The 20,753-nt window shown below is 73.2% G+C and carries 16 protein-coding genes and 1 tRNA gene; 5 read left to right on the forward strand and 12 right to left on the reverse strand.

The genetic code is table 11. The features are described from left to right. Positions 1-341: 341 nt before the first annotated feature. From pheA to ACZ4EF_RS18215, 7 genes are all read right to left on the reverse strand, one after another. Entirely contained in the window at positions 342-1,271 is a 930-nt protein-coding gene (pheA, locus tag ACZ4EF_RS18185; RefSeq protein ID WP_355336599.1) for a prephenate dehydratase, read from the reverse strand. A 79-nt stretch (positions 1,272-1,350) separates the two neighbouring features. Next, positions 1,351-2,670, reverse strand: coding sequence for an iron uptake transporter deferrochelatase/peroxidase subunit (gene efeB, locus ACZ4EF_RS18190; protein WP_467505392.1), 1,320 nt, complete (start codon positions 2,668-2,670; stop codon positions 1,351-1,353). A 41-nt stretch (positions 2,671-2,711) separates the two neighbouring features. Next, the gene (locus tag ACZ4EF_RS18195) at positions 2,712-4,760 is read right to left on the reverse strand and encodes a copper resistance CopC/CopD family protein (RefSeq protein ID WP_467505306.1); all 2,049 of its coding nucleotides are present in this window, start codon (positions 4,758-4,760) and stop codon (positions 2,712-2,714) included. A 68-nt stretch (positions 4,761-4,828) separates the two neighbouring features. Beyond that, entirely contained in the window at positions 4,829-5,377 is a 549-nt protein-coding gene (locus ACZ4EF_RS18200; RefSeq protein ID WP_467505308.1) for a copper chaperone PCu(A)C, read from the reverse strand. After that, the gene (locus ACZ4EF_RS18205) at positions 5,374-6,120 is read right to left on the reverse strand and encodes an SCO family protein (RefSeq protein WP_467505310.1); all 747 of its coding nucleotides are present in this window, start codon (positions 6,118-6,120) and stop codon (positions 5,374-5,376) included. The genes ACZ4EF_RS18200 and ACZ4EF_RS18205 overlap by 4 nt, the downstream gene beginning before the upstream one ends. A 284-nt stretch (positions 6,121-6,404) precedes the next feature. Further along, positions 6,405-7,154, reverse strand: coding sequence for a YcnI family copper-binding membrane protein (locus ACZ4EF_RS18210; RefSeq protein ID WP_391042121.1), 750 nt, complete (start codon positions 7,152-7,154; stop codon positions 6,405-6,407). A 297-nt stretch (positions 7,155-7,451) separates the two neighbouring features. Continuing rightward, positions 7,452-8,318 (reverse strand): hypothetical protein, encoded by an 867-nt coding sequence (locus ACZ4EF_RS18215; RefSeq protein ID WP_355336594.1) that lies wholly within the window; start codon positions 8,316-8,318, stop codon positions 7,452-7,454. 205 nt (positions 8,319-8,523) lie between these two features. Here ACZ4EF_RS18215 and ACZ4EF_RS18220 point away from each other — a divergent pair, with 205 nt between their 5' ends. After that, positions 8,524-8,967, forward strand: coding sequence for an ATP-binding protein (locus ACZ4EF_RS18220; protein ID WP_355336593.1), 444 nt, complete (start codon positions 8,524-8,526; stop codon positions 8,965-8,967). Between the two features lie 44 nt (positions 8,968-9,011). Here ACZ4EF_RS18220 and ACZ4EF_RS18225 read toward each other — a convergent pair whose 3' ends face one another. Together ACZ4EF_RS18225 and ACZ4EF_RS18230 are read right to left on the reverse strand one after the other, a co-directional pair. After that, positions 9,012-10,424 carry an aminopeptidase P family protein gene (locus ACZ4EF_RS18225; protein WP_355336757.1) on the reverse strand — a complete coding sequence of 471 codons (1,413 nt, stop codon included), beginning with the start codon at positions 10,422-10,424 and terminating at the stop codon, positions 9,012-9,014. A 450-nt stretch (positions 10,425-10,874) separates the two neighbouring features. Beyond that, entirely contained in the window at positions 10,875-12,776 is a 1,902-nt protein-coding gene (locus ACZ4EF_RS18230; protein WP_467505313.1) for a PP2C family protein-serine/threonine phosphatase, read from the reverse strand. Positions 12,777-13,226: 450 nt separating this feature from the next. Here ACZ4EF_RS18230 and ACZ4EF_RS18235 point away from each other — a divergent pair, with 450 nt between their 5' ends. Both ACZ4EF_RS18235 and ACZ4EF_RS18240 read left to right on the forward strand, forming a co-directional pair. After that, positions 13,227-13,940, forward strand: a complete 714-nt coding sequence (locus tag ACZ4EF_RS18235; protein WP_355336591.1) for a bifunctional DNA primase/polymerase — start codon at positions 13,227-13,229, stop codon at positions 13,938-13,940. Positions 13,941-14,143: 203 nt separating this feature from the next. Further along, positions 14,144-14,419 carry a hypothetical protein gene (locus ACZ4EF_RS18240; protein ID WP_467505316.1) on the forward strand — a complete coding sequence of 92 codons (276 nt, stop codon included), beginning with the start codon at positions 14,144-14,146 and terminating at the stop codon, positions 14,417-14,419. A 922-nt stretch (positions 14,420-15,341) separates the two neighbouring features. Here the strand turns inward: ACZ4EF_RS18240 and ACZ4EF_RS18245 are convergent. The 3 genes from ACZ4EF_RS18245 to ACZ4EF_RS18255 all read right to left on the reverse strand — a co-directional run bounded on the left by ACZ4EF_RS18245 (position 15,342) and on the right by ACZ4EF_RS18255 (position 18,495). Beyond that, a complete protein-coding gene (locus ACZ4EF_RS18245; protein WP_188281531.1) occupies positions 15,342-16,304 on the reverse strand; it encodes a DUF5926 family protein in 963 nt (320 codons plus the stop codon). Positions 16,305-16,494: 190 nt separating this feature from the next. Further along, the gene (locus ACZ4EF_RS18250; RefSeq protein WP_467505319.1) at positions 16,495-17,349 is read right to left on the reverse strand and encodes an ATP-binding protein; all 855 of its coding nucleotides are present in this window, start codon (positions 17,347-17,349) and stop codon (positions 16,495-16,497) included. 228 nt (positions 17,350-17,577) lie between these two features. Then, positions 17,578-18,495, reverse strand: coding sequence for a glycerophosphodiester phosphodiesterase family protein (locus ACZ4EF_RS18255; RefSeq protein WP_467505321.1), 918 nt, complete (start codon positions 18,493-18,495; stop codon positions 17,578-17,580). 189 nt (positions 18,496-18,684) lie between these two features. On the opposite strand from ACZ4EF_RS18255, the gene ACZ4EF_RS18260 reads away from it, so the two are divergent. After that, on the forward strand, positions 18,685-20,499 hold the full coding sequence (locus ACZ4EF_RS18260) for a S1C family serine protease (RefSeq protein WP_467505323.1): 1,815 nt from the start codon (positions 18,685-18,687) through the stop codon (positions 20,497-20,499). Positions 20,500-20,535: 36 nt separating this feature from the next. Further along, positions 20,536-20,622 (forward strand) — tRNA-Ser (locus tag ACZ4EF_RS18265). Positions 20,623-20,753: the final 131 nt, after the last annotated feature.

Genomic DNA, 20,753 nt, shown 5'->3' on the forward strand with positions numbered 1-20,753 from the left:
GAAGGAGGGAGATCTTTCGACCGGGCTCGATGCTCGGCTATGGATTCCCCCTTCAAACCCGTTCCACACTCACTTTCGAGTGAGAAGTGTTCCCTCGGGAGAGTTGGTCGGGGGAATTGGGGTGACGAGGGGTGACCTGCCCCGCTGTGGACAGCGATGGTGTCTGTGTACAGATTTGTCGACTAGGTCGGGTTGCTGTGTCGACATGTCCCCAGTTACCCACAGGCTGCGCTCGAAGCCTGTGGATAACTTTTCCCCACGGTGGAAGAACACGCCCTGCCCGGTTCAGACCTGCCCGGTTCAGGCCCGCCCGCCTCAGGCCCGCCCGTCCAGCACCCGCCTCAGGCCCGCCCGTCCAGCGCCCGGTTCAGCCAGTCCGCCGCGTCCGTGAACTCCGAGTCCGTCGTTCCCCGCGCCACCCGCACCTCGACCTCGTCGGCCCGGGGGTACGAACCGAGGAAGCGGACGTTCAGGCAGCGGCGGCGCAGCCCCATCAGCGTCTCGCCGACCCGGCGGTCCGTGAGGTGACCCTCGGCGTCCACCGAGAAGCAGTACTGACCGAGGCCGCGACCGGTCGGCCGGGACTCGATCCGCATCAGGTTCACCCCGCGGATCGCGAACTCCTGGAGGAGTTCGAGCAGCGCGCCGGGGTGGTCGTCGCGCAGCCAGAACACCGCCGACGTCTTGTCCGCGCCGGTCGGCGCCGCCAGCCGCGCCGGACGCCCGACGAGCACGAAGCGCGTCGTCGCGTTCTGCGCGTCGCGGATGTCGGTGGCCAGCGGTTCGAGACCGTACGTCGGCGCCGCGAACTCGCCCGCGAAGGCGCCGTCGAAGCGGCCCTCCTGCACCAGCCGCGCGCCGTCCGCGTTCGACGCGGCCGACTCCCACACCGCGTCGGGCAGATTGCCCGACAGCCAGTTGCGCACCTGAGACTGCGCGGCCGGGTGCCCGGTCACCGTCTTCACGTCGGACAACGCGGTGCCCGGCCTGACCAGCAGCGCGAAGGCGATCGGCAGCAGCACCTCGCGGTAGATCATCAGCGGGTCGCCGAACGCCAGCTCGTCGAGCGTGGCGGTGATGCCGCCCTCGACGGAGTTCTCGATCGGGACCAGCGCACCGCCCGCCTCGCCGTTGCGCACCGCGTCGAGCGCCGCGGGCACCGACACCATCGGTACCAGCTCGCGCGTGGCGGCCTCGGGCAGCAGCCGCAGCGCGGCCTCGGTGAACGTGCCTTCGGGACCCAGATAGGTATAACGGCTCGCTGGCGACATGCGTTCAGCCTAATGGCCCGCACCGACCCGGAATGCCGGTCTGTTCATCAGCCCGGAACACCGCCACCAGATCGTGCGATCACCCTTCCAGCAGCCGCTGACCCACGTATTCTCCGGGCCCGCAGCCGCCCGGCACTGCGAAGAGTCCGCTCGCCTCGTGCCGCAGGAAGCGCGACAGGCCGTCGCCGCCGTCCAGCTTGCGCTGCACCGGCACGAAACCCTTGAGCGGATCGGCCTGCCAGGCCACGAAGAGCAGCCCGGCGTCCGGAGTCCCGTCCGTCCCGATGCCGTCGTGGTACGAGAACGCCCGCCGCAGCATGGCGGCGCCGCCGTTGGAGGCCGGGGCCGCGACCCGGACGTGCGCGTCGCCCGCGACGGCCAGGGCGCCGTCCGCCCCGACCTTCGCCAGGTCGACCGGCGTGGTCTCGGTGCCGCCTGACAGCGGCGCCCCGTCCGACTTGCGGCGCCCGATCACCTTCTCCTGCCGGGCCACCGACAGATGGTCCCAGGAGTCCAGCAGCATCCGGATGCGGCGGACGACGGCGTACGAACCGCCCGCCATCCAGGCCGGGGAGCCGGAGTCGGCGGAGCCGCCCGCCGGTACGAAGATCCGCTGATCGAAATCGGCGTCGGTCGGCTTCGGATTGTTGGTCCCGTCGATCTGGCCCATCAGATTGCGCCCGGTCATCGGGTGCGCGGTCGCGCCCGGCGTCCGGTTGAACCCGTTCATCTGCCAGCGCACCCCGGCGGTGTCCCGCGCCGCCTTCTGGAGCACGCGCAGCGCGTGGAAGGCGACCAGCGCGTCGTCCGCGCCGATCTGCACCCACAGATCGCCGTTGCTCCGCTTCGGGTCGAGGGCGTCGCCCGCGAAGTCCGGCAGCGGCGCCAGCGCCCCGGGCAACCGCCCGGTCAGCCCCGTACGGCCGAAGAAGGTCCGGCCGAAACCGAAGGTGACCGTCAGCGAGGACGGCCCGGCGTCGTACGCGATCTGATCGTCGTACGACGAGGGCAGCGCGTCCCGGCCCCCAGGCGAGGTGCCGCTCCGCGTCCCCGGCCGCGTCCCCGGCTGTGTTCCCGGTCGCGTCATCGTCCGTACCGCGTCCGACCAGCGGCGCAGCAGCGCGGCGGCGGCCTTGCGGTCCGCGCCCGGTACCAGGTCGAAGGCGACGAGGTGGCCGACGGCCTGCGCGGGCCCGACGATTCCCGCCTGCCGCGCGCCCTCGAAGGGGACGTACGCGGAACCGACCGTGCTCAGCGCGACCGGCTCGTCCCGCGCGGCCCGCGCGACGCCCGCACCGGCACCGCCGCCGACGACCAGTCCGGCCGCGCCCGCGGCCCCGGCCGTACCGAGCAGCCGCCGCCTGCTGAGCCCGGCGGGGGCCGCGTCCTCGGTCCGCACGGACTCCGCGGGCTTCACGTCTTCCGCCGAATCGGATGACTTCACGGGTTGACCTGCATGTTCCTCGTCTCCGTCACTTCGTCGATGTCCGAGGTGCGGACGGTGACGGCCACCTGCCAGGCGCCCGGCAGCGGCAGTTGGACGCCCGCCGCGGTCCAGTGGCCCACCGTCAGGTGCTGCAAGGGGACGTCGATGGGGCCGATCTTCTTGGCCGGCAGCGTGAACTGGAGGCGCACCTCCGGCACGTCCACCGAGCTGCCGGCGGGCGTGCTGAGGAAGAGGTGGACCTCGTTGGCGCCCGACCGGGCGGGGGAGACCGTCAGGCCCGCCGTGCCCTTGCCGTGGGGACCGCCGGTGTCGTACGGGATGGACAGGACGACCTCGGTCGGGGCCGTCGCGTTCCCGCCGCCGGTCGCCGCGGGCGGCGCCTTGAGGTCCTTCTGCTCCTCCGCGGCCCGGCCCGGCTGCGAGCCGGTCAGCATCGTGGTGACGGTCAGCAGGACGACGGCGATGCCGACCTCTATCAGGACCGAACGCCGGAGCCGGTTGCGCGCGGGATCCGCGTCGCGCACCTTCTTCGCCTTCGCCGAGTCCCGCGCGTCCTGCTGCCGCCGCAACTGCGCGGCCCGCGCCGGGTCCTCGGAGCCGGACCCCGTACCCGCCACGGCGGAATCCGAACCCGAACCCGAACCCGAGCCCGTACCGGAGCCCTTGCCCCTGGCGGAACCCGTACCGGACCCGGTACCGGACCCCGTACCCGACGTCGTACCGGCGGACGCGGCGGCCGGAGCCCCCACCGCGGACGCCACCGCCTCCGTCCGCGCCACCGGCGTCACCCCCAGCTCCCGCGTCCAGCGCCGCGAGAACCAGGCCACGCCGACCAGCGCGCACACCAGCCAGATCTTGATGAAGAGCAGCTGCCCGTAGTGGGTGTCGAAGAAGGCCGCCCAACTGCCCATCTGCCGCCACGCCTGGTACGTGCCGGTGCCGATCAGGGTCGTCACGGCGGTGAGCGCGATGAGGGAGAAGCGGCGCACGGCGTACGGCTCGACCGTACCGGCGGTGGAGCGGGCGAACAGCGCGGTCAGCAGGGTGATGAGCCCGCCCAGCCAGACCGCCATGGACAGCAGGTGGACGATGTCGACCGGCATCGCGACCTGCCGCTGGATGCCGACGGAGGCGTGCTCGGCCATCGCCCAGGTGGCGGCGATGCCGATCGCGACGACCGTGCCGCCGATGCCCAGACCCCAGGCCAGGTCGGCGCGTTCCTCCGGGTCCTCGCGCTTGGCGTAGCTGCCGAAGAGCACGGCGAGGAAGACGGCCGCCGCCGCGAGCAGCAGCAGCCGGGAGACGAGCGCCGCGCCCGGCCGGGTCTCCAGCACCGCGCGCATCACATCGGGGTCGACCGCGTCGCCGAGCCCGGTGCCGTTGGCGTACGGGCCGCGCAGCATCAGCAGCGCGATGGTGGCCGCGACCAGCGTCGCCCAGCCGCCCGCCGCGATCCGCCGCATGGGACGCAGCAGGGCGCCGCGCGGCCAGCACACGGACAGGAACACCGCGCTGCCGACCAGCAGCGCGAAACCGGCGTAGGCGAAGTAGCGGGCGATCCCGTAGAGCGTGGACGCCGCGCCGCCGCCCGCCGCCGCCGCGCCCGACAGGTCGACGCTGGTCTTGGAGGCCGCGCCGACCGAGAAGGTGAACGCCCCGGCCACCGGGTGGCTGTCCTGCGACACCGCCTTCCACGCCACGGTGTACGTGCCGTTGCCGATGCCCGGCCGCAGCCCGACGGTGGCCGTGGACCCGGAGTCCTTGCCGCTGTCGTGCTGCGGCCTGCCGACCGCCACGTCCTTGCCCTGCGGGTCGAGCACGCGCAGCGAGTCCGCCGACAGCAGCACGCCCTCCGAGAAGGTGAGCACCACGCGCTGCGGCGCGCTCTGCACGACCGAGCCGTCGGCCGGGTCGGTACGGAGCAGCGCCGCGTGCGCGGACGCGGGCGCAGCGACGCCGAGCAGCAGCGCGAGCAGCCCGCCGAGGCAGGCCGCGAGCGCCGCCAGCCGCCGCCCGCCGGTCTGGCGACGCGGTGGCCTCAAACGTGGCAACCGGGCGTTCTTCTTCGCTGCGGGCGCTGTGCGCGCTGGCGTCGCTGGGTTCACTGCGGTCAGCCCTTCGGGTCCGGGCGGTACGTCGTCGCCTCGACGGGCACGGTGACCGTGACCGTGGCGGGCGTGGCATGGGCGAAGTGGAGTCGCAGGGTGACTGTTTCACCGACCCGCGGCTTGTGGGTGAGGTTCTCCAGCATCATGTGGTCGCCCCCGGTGCCGAGGGTGAGGGTGCCGCCCGCCGGTACGGTCAGGGCCGTCACCTGGCGCATGGTGGTGCCGGTCGTGCTGTGCAGGGTGACGTGCGCGGCCAGCGGTGTGCTGACCGAGGTGAGTTCGGCGTCCCCGCCCCCGGCGTTGGCGACGGTGACGTACGCGGCGGCCTCGTCGGTCAGCAGCGGCTGCGGTATGTACCCGCCGCTCACCGACACTTTGCCGGGCCCGCTGCCCGACCCTTTGCCGGACGCCCTGCCGGACGCCCTGCCGGACGCCTTGTCTGACCCCGCGCCGGACCCGGACGATCCGTCGCTCAGCGCGACGCCCGCGCCGGTCGCCAGCGCCACCGCCGCGACACCGGCGACGGCGCCCAGCAGCGCGCGCCGCCTCACGGCGCCTCGCTCCTGACGATCTTCGGCAGGTCGGCCGCGAACTGCCCGGCCGTCGTCCCCGACATGTAGAGGACGTGCGCCTTGTCGTCCTTGGGCCAGAAGGCCAGCACCTCGGCGCCGTGCGTGACGGTGACGCTGCCGTCCTTCTCCTTGACCGGCGGGTCGATGCCGACGCCGACCGAGCGGGCCGCGGCCTGGATGGCGTCGAACCCACCGGTCAGTCCGATGAAGGACTTGTCCATCGCGCCGAGCCACGCCGTCAGCCGCGCAGGGGTGTCGCGCTCCGGGTCGGTGCTGACGAAGACGACCCGCAGCGCGTCCTGGTCGGCCTTCGGCAGCTTCGCCTTGGCCAGCGCCAGGTCGCTCATGGTCGTCGGGCAGACGTCGGGGCAGTGCGTGTAGCCGAAGAAGAGCAGCATCGGGTGGCCCGCGGTCTCCTTCACCAGGTCGTACGGCTTGCCCTGGTTGTCGGTCAGCACGAGCGCGGGCTTCGTGAACGGCGTGTCGAGCAGCGTGCCCGCCTTCTGCGGCGCTTCGGCGGACACCGCCGCCACATTGGCGTTCGCCGACGAGTCGCCGGAGCCGCCGCAGCCGGACAGCAGCAGCGCCCCCGCGACGGCGAGCGCGGCGGCCCCGGTCACGGCGGTGGTACGGGCACGGGTGCGGGTGCGCGTACGGGTCGTGCCGGTCGTGCCGGTCGTGCGCGGGGAAGCGGTCGTGCGGGTGGAGCGGGTGGTGCGCATGAAGGTGATGCCCCTTCAGTGGACGGGTGGTGCCGGGCGGCCACGGCTCGCGTGGCCGCCCAGCGGGAGTTCGGGTCGAACGGGACCGCGAGCGGTCCGGTGGAGCAGGTGGAGCAGGTGCTACAGGTGTAACCGGCGATCCGGCCGACACCGGTCGAGCGAGAACCGGCGCCGGCCGTCAGCCGGACAGCCGTCGGTCGGACCAGCCGGCGGTCGGACCAGCCGGCGGTCGGACCAGCCGTCGGCCGGAGCCGTCGGCCGGACCGGCCGTCAGGCGTCCGGCGTCAGGCCGACGGGTTGCGGCGGCGACCGGCGAAGACGCCGTAGCCGATCCCGATCGCGCCGACCACGATTCCGGCGACGCCCAGCGCACGGGCGGTCCCGTCGCTCGTGTCGGACGAGGCCGCCTGCGTACCGGCGGACGAGCCGCCGGACTTGGCGTCGGCGGCCGGGGTCGCCGTCACGCTCGGCGTGGCCGATGAGCCGTCGGAGGCCGCCGCCGCCGTCAGCTTCAGGGTCGGCGCCGGGTGCTGCGGCTCGGCCTGGCCCTCCTTCGGCACGTCGATCCAGCGCACGATGTCACCGTTGTCGTACGTCTGGAGCGTCTTGAAGACCAGCGCGTCGGTGGTGGCGGGCAGCGGCCCGAACGACACCGGGAACTGCTGGAACTGGCCCGGCGCGATCTTCCCGCCGCTCCACGTGATCTTCGTGACCGCCTCGTCGATGGTGCCGTCGTCCGACTTCAGCGGGGTCGCCAGCTTCGACTTCGTCACCTGCGCCGTCCAGCCGGGCACCGGCTGGATCGAGACCGAGGCGACCGGGTGGTCGGTGGGCAGATTGACCTCGACCTTCGTCGTGGACGCGCTGTCCTCCTCGTTCGGCACCTTGAAGGCGACCGTGCTGTAACTGCCCTGGGCCGCGCTGTTCGGCGTCACCGTGACATGCGCGAAGGCGGGCACGGCGGCCAGCAGGACGGTGGCACCGGCGAGGGCGGCGATGGTCGCGGCACGGCCGCGCATACGTGAGCTGCTCATTACGAGGGTGCTCCAGTTCTCCACAGGTCTGTGGAAAGTGGGCTGACGGTGGCATGGAACCGCGGACCACGGCGCGTCAGGCGCCCGCGGTCGGCGGAGGCGTGGGCGGACCCGCGCGCCACCGTCGCCGTGCTCCCTGGAAGGCGGCGTAAGTCCTATGGACCTATGCCGTATAAGTCCTATGGACCTACGTAGGACCGATGGACTCATCAGCCCAGTGAGGGCCTCTCAGGTCCGCAAGGACCTGCGAGGCCCCGGGGGCCTACGCCAAGGGGGAGTCGGCGGGGGTGCGTCGCGTCAGACCGCCGCGAGGCCGAACGGCGGCCCGCGCCTGGCCAGCGAGTGCCGCAGCAGCCACACCGTGCGGTGCCTGGCCGCCGTCGCGTCCGCGGTGCAGCGCCGCCGGGGCCGTACGCCCGCGGTCCCGGCCGCCTGCGCCGCGAGCGCGGACAGCAGCGCGTGGGCGCGGCGCAGTACGGCGGGCGAGAGCGCGGCCAACTCGGCGGCGCCGCGCACCGACAGCCGTATCAGCCGCCAGAGCGCCGCCTCGCCGCGCCGCAGCACCCAGCCCGCCACCACGGCGGCGAGCAGGTGGCCGAGGAACATCGGCAGGGAGCAGAAGGGCAGCGACATCACGGCGTGCGCGACGCTTCCCGTACCGCCCGCGGCCGTACCGCCGCTCATGTCCATGCCCGGGGTGTGCACGGGCGCGCCCATCGCGGACGGGTCGAGCCCCGCCTGCTGGACGACCCACTGCGCCTTCCGCGGGGTGAGCGGCGCCGCGGCCGTGCTCCCGCAGACCAGCCGGGCCGCGACGGCCAGCAGACCGCCGGAGCCGGACCCCGCGCCGCCGCCGTGCCCGGCGGCCGTCGTACTCGCGCACATCTGCCCGGCGTTGAAGACGCTGTGCAGCGCGAGCTGTCCGACGGCGAGGGCGGCGGCGATGCCGGGCAAGGTGCGTTCGCGCCCCGCGAGCGGCGCCACGACCGCGAAGACCGAGAGCCAGCCGACGACCAGCGCCCACACCGGCACCGTACGGCCGGACGCCATCGCGTGCCCGACCGCGGCCAGCACGACGCAGACCGCGGTGAACACCGCGGCCCGCAGCAGTCGCATTCCGGCGCCGGCGCGCACGGAGGGGACGGAGCCCCGCGTGGCAGTCATGACGGCGGTCATCTTCTCACCGCGCGCTCCGGGCGGATACGGCGGGTGTCCGGCTCGCGGGGGTGTGCGCGTGAAGTCCCCTTACACCCGTACGCCGGGCATGGGCATCCGCCGAATGAGCGATATCACGTCAACATCGCGCTTACGGGACGCTCTTCGCGGCAATACGTAACCTTATGTCGAGCCGCAGCCAGGAGGCTGGAGCATGAGCATCTGGTGGTCACTCCATTTGCGGCGCGAGGCTGCGAGCGTTCCGCTGGCCAGAAGGCTGCTGATCGGGACCATGGAGACGGCCGGAGTCGATCCGGACATCTCCTTCGACCTGGCGGTGGCCCTCTCGGAAGCGTGTGCCAACGCCGTCGAACACGCCGGATCCGGCACGGAGTACAGCGTCACCGCGCGGATCGACGGCGACCAGTGCCGTATCGAGGTCGCCGACTCCGGTCCCGGATTCCCCCGCGACCGCTTCCGCCACCCGGCCCGGCCGCTGAGCCCCAGGGGCCAGCATGCCGAGCACGGACGCGGACTCTTCCTCATCGAGGCGCTGGTGGACCACGTCCACTTCCAGAACCGGCCGGGTCACGGCACGGTCGTCTCCTTCGACAAGGTGCTCAAGTGGCGTGACGACGCCCTGCTGAAGGCGTCGTAGCGCCACTCGACTCCGGTTCCGGTGAGACCGGCCGGGACCGGTGTTCAGCCGCGCAGCCCCGCCATCCACGCCTCGACCTCGTCCGAGCGCCGCGGCAGCGCGTCCGACAGATTGCGGTTGCCGTCGTCCGTCACCAGGATGTCGTCCTCGATCCGGACGCCGATGCCCCGGTACTCCTCGGGCACCGACAGGTCGTCCGCCTGGAAGTACAGGCCGGGCTCGACCGTCAGCACCATGCCGGGCTCCAGGGTGGAGTCCACGTACGCCTCGGTCCGCGCGTGCGCGCAGTCGTGGACGTCCATGCCGAGCATGTGGCCGGTGCCGTGCAGCGTCCAGCGGCGCTGGAGGGCCAGTTCGAGCACCCGGTCGACCGGGCCTTCGAGCAGCCCCCACTCGACCAGCTTCTCGGCCAGCACGCGCTGCGACGCCTCGTGGAAGTCACGGAAGGCCGCGCCCGGCTTCACCGCGTCGATACCGGCCTGCTGGGACTCGTAGACCGCGTCGTAGACCTTGCGCTGGACCGGCGAAAAGCTGCCGCTGATCGGGAGGGTGCGGGTGACGTCCGCGGTGTACAGGTGGTGGGTCTCCACGCCCGCGTCGAGCAGCAGCAGGTCGCCGGAGCGGACCGGGCCGTCGTTGCGCACCCAGTGCAGGGTGGTGGCGTGCGGGCCCGCGGCGCAGATCGAGCCGTAGCCGACGTCGTTGCCCTCGACACGGGCGCGCAGGAAGAACGTTCCCTCGATGTACCGCTCCGAGGTGGCCTCCGCCTTGTCCAGGACCTTGACGACGTCCTCGAAGCCGCGCGCCGTCGAGTCGCACGCCCGCTGCAACTCGGCGATCTCGAATTCGTCCTTCACCGCACGCAGCGCGGACAGGAATTCGGTCAGCTCGGCGTCGCGCTCGGCCGTCACCTTGTCGGTGAGCGCCGCCTCGATACCCGCGTCGTGCCCGCGCACCACGCGGACCGGACCGGCCGCCTCGCGCAGCGTCTCCGCGGCCTTGCGGACGTCCCGGCACGGCATCCCGAGCAACTGCTCGGCCTCGGTGAGGCTGTGCCGCCGCCCGACCCACAGCTCGCCCTGGCCGTCCAGCCAGAATTCGCCGTTCTCCCGGTTGGAGCGCGGCAGCAGATACGCGGTCGCCGCGTGCCCGCCGCCCTTGCGCGGCTCCAGCACGAGGACGGCGTCCTGCGTCTGGTCACCGGTCAGATAGGCGTACTCGGTGGCCGCCCGGAAGGGGTACTCGGTGTCGTTGGAGCGGGTACGGAGATTGCCCGCCGGTACGACGATCCGCTCGCCGGGGAAGCGCTCGGACAGCGCGGCGCGGCGCGCGGCGGCGTACGCGGCCTGCGGCAGCGGGGCCAGGCCGTGCAGCTCCGTGTCGGCCCAGTCGGCCTTCATCACGGCCGCCAGCTCGTCGGAGACAGCCGGGTAGAGGCGGTTCTTGCGCTGCTTGATCGGCTTGTCGTCGCCGTCCGCCGCGTCGCCGTCCGCCGCGTCGCCGTCCGCCGTGGCCGCCGCGTCGGTGGCCGCTTCGACTGCCGCGTCCGTGGCCGCCTCGGCCGCCTTCACGGCCGTCCCCGTCGTCTCAGGAGTCTCGGGCGTCTCCTGTCCGACCCGCTCGACCTGCTCGTCCGGCTGTGCCTGGGCCTCGGCCACGTCCTGTCCTCCTCGCTGTCGTCGCCATAGCTGCCTGGAGGTCCCGCCGGGACCCGCTATGGACCTCTACGCATCGTATGTGCGCGCGGAAGAGGGCGTGCGGGGGGCATAGGTCCTGAATCGCTCACGAATCAGGACCGGGCGGACCGAAGCGGACGCGGGTGACCGCGGCCCGTCTCGCAGGGGCCCGTCTCTCAGCCGCCCGTCTCCCGCAGCCGCCCGTCTCTCCGTGCCCCGTCTCTCTCCGCCTCAGTCGAAACGGACGGCGAGCAGGACGACGTCCTCCACGCCCTCTGACCGGTCGAGGCCGTCGGGCAGGACGGCGTGCAGGATGTGGTCGACGAGACGGTCGGGGTCGTCGCGGGCCGGGCGCGGGGCGCTCTGCGCGGCGGCGTGCAGCCGGGCGAGCGCCCGGTCGGCGGACTCCCCCGTACGGTGCAGCAGCCCGTCCGTGAACAGCACCAGGGTCTCGCCGGGCCGCGCGTACAGCTCGACGCTGGGCGCCTCCCAGCAGCTGAGCATGTTCAGCGGCGCGGACAGCGACGTCTCGACGTACTCGCAGCGGCGGTCGCCGATCACCAGCGGCGGGCAGTGTCCCGCGCCCGCCAGGATCAGCTTGCGGCCGCCGGGGCCGCCCGCCGGGCGCGGGCCGCCGTTCGCCGCCTCCGCCTCCACGTACGCGAACAGCGCCGTCGCGGACCTGGCGGGCTCGGTGAGCCGCATCAGCAGTTCCAGGTCGGACAGGACCGCGACCGGGTCCTCGCCCTCCATCACCGCGTACGCGCGCAGGCTCGCGCGCAGCCGACCCATCGCGGCCACCGCGCCGGGGCCGCGCCCCGTCACCCCGCCGACGGCCAGGCCGAGCGCGCCCTCGGGCAGCGGCAGCGCGTCGTACCAGTCGCCGCCCCCGCGCGGATTCGTCCGGTGCCTGACCGCCAGCCGTACGCCGGGGACGCGCGGCAGCCGTTCCGGCAGCAGTTCCGCGGCCAGCGCCGCCGTGGTGTCCCGTGCGCGCCGCAGGTCGAGCACGCGTGCGGTGTGCTCGGCGGCGAAGCGCAGATACAGGCCCATCAGGCGGCGCTGCCGGTCGTCGGGTTCCGCGGGTTCGTCGTAGAACCACACGGCCGTGCCCAGCCTGCCGGCCGACTGCGCCGTCAGCCGCAGCGCGTAGCTCGCGCCGAGGCCGAGCTGGACGGCGACCTCGCGGTGCCGCCGGTCGAGGCCGGGTTCGTGCAGCAGGTCGGCGTGGACGCGTTCGCCGTCCGCGTCCCGCGCCGCCGATCCGTCCTTCGCCGCTGATCCGTCCTCTGCCCCCGATCCGTCCCGCGCTCCTGATCCGCTCGCGTCACTCGGCACGCCGGTGTCGGAGGCGGACGTACGGGGTACGGGCACGGTCTCGATCGTGCCGAGGTCGGCGTGGCCGAGGCCGAGGCCGACGGTGCGTTCGGGGCCGAGGCCGTCGGCCGGCTCCAGCGCGACCATGCCGCGGCGGGCGCCGACCAGGGTGGCCCCGGCGCGCAGCACCTCGTGCAGCGTGTCGTCCAGCGCGGTCGTACGGGCCAGCCGCTCGGTCAGCTCGTGCACCAGGGACAGGTCGCACACCCAGGAGGCCAGCCGGTCCTGCACGGCGGGGGAGCCGTACCGGTCACCGGCCGCTTGCTCCGGCGCCCGGGGACGGCCCGCACCGGGTACGGTCACGGGCTTGGCCGCGGGTTCGGCGGCCTGGTCGGTCACGGGCGCGGTCGCGGAACCGGTCGTGGAATCGGGTGCGGAACCGATCGTGGAACCGATCGTGGAATCGGCCGCCGGTTCCGTCACCGGTTCCGTCCTCGGTCCCGCCGGTTCCGTCGCGGGTGCGGGCGGAGCGGCGGGGGAGACGGCGGGGACCGCGGAGGCGGCCGTGACCTGCGCGGGGCCTCCCGCGGGGGACGCATTCTGCGCCGCCGCGGAAGGAGGTGGCTCTGTTCCGGCCACTTTTTTCATGTGAGCGGCGCTCATGGCCGGGGGCTTCCGGCCAGTCGCCAATGGATGGGGCATTCCGCGCTTTTCGTCCGCAAAGCGCGGCGCATCTGCATCAATAGCATCGCAAACCCCCATGTCGTGGCGCGTCGCTACCAAGGAACCCACTTGTACACGCACAATCGCGGGCATGTCCAGGATTGTCCTGGTAGACGGAGTGGCGTCGGGACGTGACCGGCGTCACGTGCCGTGGTGCGCCGGTGGCCTGGAGTAGCGGTCGGAGCGCCGCAGGTTGGCCAGAAAGAGCTACCCCCGTCTCATGCGCGCTGTCGACTGATCCCGGCCAACAGCGCGTCATATTTGCGGGTGATGGGTAGGAACCCGGAGTCCGGCTCAAGCGTCGTAGTACGTAAGCAATTGACAGCCGACCCCACCCCGAGTGGCGAGCGGGAGCTGCGCCCAACGGGATCCACGACTAGTGGCTCGCGATCGGGGCAAGTGAGCAAGCGCCATGCGCACGCCACCCACCGCCACGTTCCACGCTCGGCCGGCGGCGTGATGCGCTGCCTCGTGAACGGCGTGCTCGACAGATACGTGTGCAAGGGCAGATCCCTGGGCGTTAACGGAAAGGAACGAGCGCTGATGCGCGAGATCCTCGGAAGGCGACGCAAGCTCTCACTGCCGCGAAAGGGGCGGACCGCGTTGCGTGACGCGGCGCTCACCTATGCCGAGCAGTGGCAATGGCGTGTGGTGCCCGGTGTCGGATACGACAAACGCGGCACATGGCGGGCGACCGGTGCGCAGCCGTGCGCCTGCGCCCGCCCCAACTGCCCGGTGCCCGGCGCCCATCCGCACGAGCCGGGACTCCTGGCCGCCACCCGTGACCCGCGCATGGTGCGCTGGTGGTGGACGCGCAGGCCGGACGCGCCGGTGGTCCTCGCGACCGGCGACCGGGTGTCCGCGGCGAGCCTGCCCGCGGTGGCCGGCACGCGGGCGCTCGACGCGATCGAACGCCTCGGCGTACGGCTCGGCCCGGTGGTCGCCACCCCCACCCGGTACGTGATCCTCGTCGCGCCCTACTCGCTCGCCGAGCTGGGCGAACTCCTCGACAGCCAGGACTGGGTGCCGACGTCGCTGCGCTACCACGGCGACGGCGGATACGTGGCGCTGCCGCCGTCGAGCAGCAGCGCGGGGCAGCTCCGCTGGGTGCGGCCCCCGGTGCCCGAGGCGACGGGGCCCGACGCGCCGGTCGGGCTCGGCGGCGCCGCGCCGTGGCTGCCGCGGATCGGCGACCTCGTGGACGCCCTCGTCCGCGCGGGCCGGACCGCGCCGGACGGCGACCGGCTCACCTATTGATCCGCGTATTGATGCGCCGCGTTGACACCGCGCCTGTTCTGAACGCTGTTCAGGGCGGGCGCGGTGTCGTTCGCCGCGCGCTCTGTCACTCGTTCGGGTAGCCGAGGGCCCCGGCCCTGCGCTGAACGGCGCCTGATCGTTCCGAAGTCCCCGGTCCGCCCGCTACGTTCGGCGGACCGCAACCGTCGAGCGCAGGTGGGGTCGTGCCCGTGGAGCCGAAGTCGCAGCCGCAGCCGCAGCCGCATTCGCAGGCCGTTCAGCAGGTCGCGCAGGACCATGTGTCGGGGCTGCGCATGGTCGCCCTCGCGAGCGTCGCCGCCCTGGCCGTCGTCCTGCCGCTGGCCGCCGCCACGGACGGCCCCTCGGAACACCCGGGCCACGGCGGCCACTCCGGCCACGCGGGCCTCGGGGCCCCGCACGCCAGGACCACGTCCGTGGACGGTTACGGAATGCTTCCGCCGCCCGCCGAAGGCACCTGAACCGCTACCGACCGGTACGACGAAAAGCGTCGCCGTCGTCTCCCTCGCATGGCGAAAAGCGCCGTCCGGCGCCCCGCGGGCATGGAAACGCCCGGTCGCTGGCGACGGGGGATGCACCAGCGACCGGGCTGACCAAACGGTAACAAGACTTCGTCCGTTAGCAAATTCCCCGACGCCGACGGGGCGCCGATTAGCCGCGATTCAACGGGAGTTGTGACCGGAATCACGGCCTCCCCCTCCGCGCCGCCCCCACCCCCGCCGGCCGGTGGTCCGGGGGCGACCGGTTTGCCCCGTTGGGGCGGGTGGTGACGTGCGGGAGCGCCGTGGCTGGTGGCGCAGTTCCCCGCGCCCCTGAAAAGACCGGCCCCCCGCCCGGACGAAAGACGGTGCGCCCCGTGAGGGGCGCGGGGAACTGCGCGAGCAACCCACCACCGGCGGGTGGTCCGGGGGCGACCGGTTTGCCCTGCCGGGGCGGGTGGTGAGGTGCGGGAGCGCTTCGGCTGAGCGCGCAGTTCCCCGCGCCCCTTAGAGGATCGGTTCGCCGCCTGGGCGAAGGTGGGTGTGCCCCGTGAGGGGCGCGGGGAACTGCGCGGGTAACCCTCCACCGGCGGGTGGTCCGGGGGCGACGGGATTGCCCCGTTGGGGCGGGTGGTGAGGTGCGGGAGCGCCGTGGCTGGTGGCGCAGTTCCGCGCGCCCCTGAAAAGCGGGCCGTCCGTCCGCCTGGGCGAAGGTGGGTGTGCCCCGTCAGGGGCGCGGGGAACTGCGCGGCCCGCCCCCACCGGCGGGTGGTCCGGGGGCGACCGGAATGCCCCGCCGGGGCGGGTGGTGAGGTGCGGGAGCGCTTCGGCCGGGGTGACGGCTGCCCCCCCGTACGGCTGGAGGCCGTGGAATGGCTCGCCGCGAGGCGTAAGGCGGTCGGCGTCAGCTCAGGGTGATCTGGCGGTTGGTGAAGCCGCTGCGGGCACGCCGCTCGTCGGCGGTGAGGGGGCCGGACTTGGCAAGCGTCTCGGCCAGACGCTCGTTGAAGGCGGCGGCGGGCTTCTCCACCTCGTCGGCGCCCATGCCGACCGGCAGGTCCCACACCGGCACCACGAGCCCGTGCGCGCGGAAGGAGCCGACCAGCCGCGTACCGTCACCCAGCGACGACACCCCGGCGGCGTGCAGCCGGGCCAACGCGTCGAGCAACTCCTCCTCGGGGTGCGGCATGACCCACCGCAGGTGGTTCTTCTCCGGCGTCTCGCACCAGTACGCGGCGTCCACGCCGGTCAGCCGTACGGTCGGGATCGCCGCCTGGTTGGCCCGCTCCAGCGACGCGGCCACCTCGCCGGTCGCCGCGTCGGCGTCCTCCAGCCAGAACTCGAAGCCGCTGTGCACCTCGGGCGTGAAGGGCGCGTCGAGGTCCAGCACGTCCTGGAGGCGCGGCCCGTCCTGCGGCGGGCGGCGGCCGTCCACCGGATTGCCGGGCGCCGCGGTGAGCGCGCGCAGCAGCGTGTCGGCGAGGTCGCGGCTGACGTCACCGGACGCCGCCTCGTTCTGGAGGCCGAGCAGGACGGCCCCGGTGTCGCGGCGCAGTCCGGGCCACGCCATCGGCAGCACGGTGCCGAGCGTCACCGAAGGAACGCCGTCGGGCAGCGCGTCCTTGAGGGTGAGCGGGGCGGTCGCCGCCGGGACCAGCTCGCGCAGGGCGACCCAGTCGCACTCGCCGGGCAGCCCCTCGAACGGGCGGCGCACCAGCTCGGTCACCGCGTGCGACGCCTCGCGGCCGTGACACGCCTTGTACCGGCGGCCCGAGCCGCAGGGGCAGGGCTCGCGCGCGCCGACCACCGGGACCTCTCCGCTCGTCGGGACCTTCGTCTTCGTCGCGGTCGCGCGCTTCTTGGCCATGGCTCGGTCTCTCCCGTAACGGCGGTGTTCCGGCCGTGAGCCTAGCGCCCGGCGCGGTCGCCGCCGGACCACGGCGAGGCGTGCGGAGGGGGACTACCGGGGTGTCCTGCGTGCTGTAGTGCTGTGCCCCGCGCGGCCCGGTGCGGCTCTGTGCGGCCCGGCGCGCGGCCCTACGCCTGGGCCCGCGACCTCAGCCGCGTTCGTCGACCGCGCCGAAAGCCGTGTTCAGCGACCCGAGCGCGTCGAACGCTTCGATCGATTCGGCCAGGTCCATCGACATGCCCATCGGCAGGCCGCCGCCCGCACCGACGATCGGACTGATGCCCGTACCGCCGATTCCGCCGAGTCCGGCCCGCTGGCCGCGCGTGCCGCCCGTACCGCCCGTACCGCCCGCGATCACCGGGTCGTCGCGGCGCGCGTGCCGGGCGCGTACCGGAAGGACCGCCCAGACCGTCACCTCGCCGGGCGCGTCGTCGCGCACGCCCCAGCGCAGCGACAGGCTCCCGACGATGCCGAGGCCCCGGCCGCCGTGCGCGCTCAGGGAGGGGGTGGAGGGGCGTGGCCTGGTGGGGCCGCCGCCGTCGGTCACCTCGACCGCGAGGAGTCCGTCCGTGCCTATCGCCCACGCGGCGCGTATCCCGCACTCGCCGCAGTCGGCGCGGTCGCTGTCGGTACGGCCGCTGCCCGTACGGCCGCTGCCCGTACGGTCGCTGCCCGTACGTCCGCTGTCCGTCCGTGGGCTGTCGTGACGGCCGCCGGTCGTCCAGTCGTCGTTCACCGTACGGGGAGTGTCCCGGGCGGACCGTGCGCCACCGGCGTCACCGCCGCCCCCGGCCTCGTGCGTCTCCAAAGGACGCGCGTGCCGGAAGGAGTTGCTCAGCAGCTCCGACAGGATGAGGACGGCGTCGTCGATCACCGGCTCCGGCACGTCCTGCGCGCACAATTCGTTCCGCAGTTTCCGGCGCGCCACCGCGACGCCGGTCGGACCATGGGGCAGGGCCATGGTCGAGGACGTAGGCACCTCCTGCGCCACCATCAACGACACCCCCGAGACCTCCTTCACGCCCTTGCGCCACGGGATGGATGCCCTCTGCGACTCGGCCGGAAACAAGCCAACCGCGATCTATTGACGTACTCCGTACACATTCCCGACGCACAATTGCAGCCCGAACACGATACGAACGCGCCGGGGTACGCCCTGTGACGGCTGTCGCCTGGTGATGTCGGCTGCTCTGTGTTGACTCCTGCTGTGGCCTGCGGACATCTGTGAACTTCAACGACCCAGTTGGGACAGAACCGCACTCGGGCGGTTGGTGATGATGGAATCCACCCCGAGCCGTACGCACAACTCGACATCGGCGGGTTCGTCCACCGTCCAGACGTGGACGCGGTGCCCCGCCTGGCGCAAACGCGCCACGTATCCCGGATCGGCGCGCACGATCCGCATGCTCGGCCCCGCGATCCCGACGCCCGCCGGCAGCCACCCGCTCCAGCGCCGGGGGAGCGCGTGGCGCACCAGGAAGACGGTGGGTACCGCCGGCGCGGCCAGTCGTACCCGGCGCAGCGCCCCCGGCGAGAAGCTCATCACCCGCACCTGGGCGGGCTCCCCGCGCGCCGGGCGGTCCATACCGAAGTGCCGCAACAGGTCGAGCAGCCGCCGCTCGACCTGGCCCGACCACCGCGTCGGGTGCTTCGTCTCGATCGCCACCTCCAGGCGGCGGTCGGTGTCCGCGACCAGTTCCAGCAGGCGGCGCAGCGTGAGGACGCCGCTGCGTTCGCGTACGGCGTTTTCGTCCTCTTCTTTTACGCGTCCCGCGCGGGCACCTCTTATATGCGCGTCTTTCGCATGGGCGTCTCCTGGGTGACGGTCGCGGCTTCCGGCGCCGCCGGGTCCGCCGCGGCCGTCCTTCCACGAGCCGAAGTCCAGCGCGGCGAGGTCGGCCAGGGCGAGGGAGGAGACGGCGCCCCGGCCGTTCGACGTACGGTCCACCCGCCGGTCGTGGACGCACACCAGCTCGCCGTCCGAGGTCAGCCGGACGTCGCAGTCCAGGGCGTCGGCCCCGTCCTCGATGGCTTTCCGGTACGCGGCGAGCGTATGTTCTGGTACGTCCGCGGAGGCGCCTCTATGGGCGACGACCTGGACAGGTCGCCCGTCCGGAAACGCCTCCGGGACCGCGCGCGCGTAAGTCACCGTGTCATGGTGCCACCGTCTCCCCGGCGGCCCGGTAACACGGCCGTACGACGGGTACGCGAAGATGCACAGCTACCGCTTACGGCGGTCCGACACGCCGTGGGAAATGCTGTGTTCGGCCCACCACCTTGTTCCGCACCCGGTTCGGAATCCTGTTCAGAACCTGTCCCGACCCTGAGGAGAATCGCTGTGAGCACCGAGAACGAAGCCGGCTCCGGCTCGGCTGCGGAGTCGGCAGCGCCCGCGCCCGACGGTGCCTCGGCGGCCCAGGCCCCCGTACCTCCTGCCGCTCCGCCGCTCGCCCCGCCGCCCGCTCCTCCGACGGCCCCTCCGGCCGCCCCGCCCGCGCCCGCCGCTCCCCCGGCGTCCGCGGACGGCGAGTCGCGTACGGAGATCCTGCCGGAGGTACGGGACGCGGCTCCGGTGCCGCCCGCGGATCCGTACCGGGCCCCGGCCGACCCGTACTCGTCGCCGTCCTCCTCTTCTTCTTCCTCTTCGCCCGCGCCCGCGCCTTCGCCTTCGCCCGCGCCTTCGCCGTCGCCGTCGCCCTACGGTCCGCCGAGTGGGCCGCCTTCGCCGTACGGGACGCCGCCTGCCGCGGTGTTCGCGGCGGAGCAGCCGCCCGCGGGGCCGGGCGCGTTCGGTGCGTCGGGTGCGTCGGGTGCGTCGGGTACGTCGGGTACGGAGCAGGGCGCGGGGTCGGGCCACGGCGGGTCGGGCCACGGCGGGTCCGGCCACGGTGGCGGGCCGCACGACCCGTTCGCCGCGCCGTCGTCCCCCTACGGCGCGGCGAACGCGCCCGGTACCGGCCAGCCCGGCGGCCCCGGCGGTCTGCCGCCGGCCTGGGGCACGCACGTTCCCCCGCCGCCGAACGACGGCCGCAAGCGCCGCGGCGGCATCGGCGGCATGGTCGCCGCCGTCCTGGTGGCCGCGCTGGTCGCGGGCGGCGTCGGCGGAGGCGTCGGCTACGCGATCGCCGACCACAACGACAAGTCGAGCTCCACCTCCTCGACCACCGTCTCCGACTCCGGCAGCCAGAAGGCGTTCAACCGCGCCCCCACCTCGGTGGCGGGCATCGCCAACAAGGCGCTGCCGAGCGTCGTCACCATCAAGGCCAGCGGCAGCCAGGAGAGCGGCACCGGCACCGGTTTCGTCTACGACACCGAGGGCCACATCCTCACCAACAACCACGTGGTCGCCCCGGCGGCCAGCGGCGGCAAGCTCACCGTCACCTTCTCCAACGGCAAGACGTACGACGCGGCCGTCATCGGCCGCGCCCAGGGGTACGACGTGGCCGTCATCAAGCTGAAGAACGCGAGCGGCGTCAAGCTCACCCCGCTGCCGCTCGGCAACTCCGACCAGGCGCAGGTCGGTGACGCCACCATCGCCATCGGCGCTCCCTTCGGCCTCTCCGGCACGGTCACCACCGGCATCGTCAGCGCCGTCCACCGCCCCGTCGCCTCCAGCGACGGCCAGGGCAGCAGCGCCTCCTACATGAGCGCGATCCAGACCGACGCCTCGATCAACCCCGGCAACTCCGGCGGCCCCCTCCTCAACGCCAACGGCGCCGTCATCGGCATCAACTCCGCCATCCAGCCCGCGGGCAACAGCGACCCCGGCACCCAGGGCGGCAGCGTCGGCCTCGGCTTCGCCATCCCCATCAACCAGGCCAAGCGCGTCGCCGACCAGCTCATCAAGACCGGCCAGCCCGTCTACCCGGTGATCGGCGTCAGCCTCGACACCCAGTACCAGGGCGACGGCGCCAAGATCTCCACCGACTCCAACACCGCCATCACCTCCGGCGGCCCCGGCGCCAACGCCGGCCTCAAGCCCGGTGATGTCATCACCCGCTTCGACGACACCCTCATCGACAGCGGCCAGACCCTCATCGGCGAGATCTGGCAGCACTCCCCCGGCGACAAGGCCACCATCACCTACACCCGCAACGGCACCTCCCACACCACCACCGTCACCCTCGGCCAGCGCACCGGCGACAGCAACTAGCCCCCACCCACTAAGCTGTCCCCGCGCCCCGCGCCAGGAGGCTTGCCCGAGCGGCCTAAGGGAACGGTCTTGAAAACCGTCGTGGCAGCGATGTCACCGTGGGTTCAAATCCCACAGCCTCCGCGCAGCTAGCAATCACGCAGGTGGGGGGGGGGGGGGGGGGGGGGGGGGGGGGGGGGGGGGCGGGCGGGGGGGGGGGGGGGGGGGGTTGGCTTCCGGCTCCTATCTGCTCCCATGGCTACCGTGCCTGCCGG

Source organism: Streptomyces sp. NPDC025721 (genome assembly GCF_055558595.1).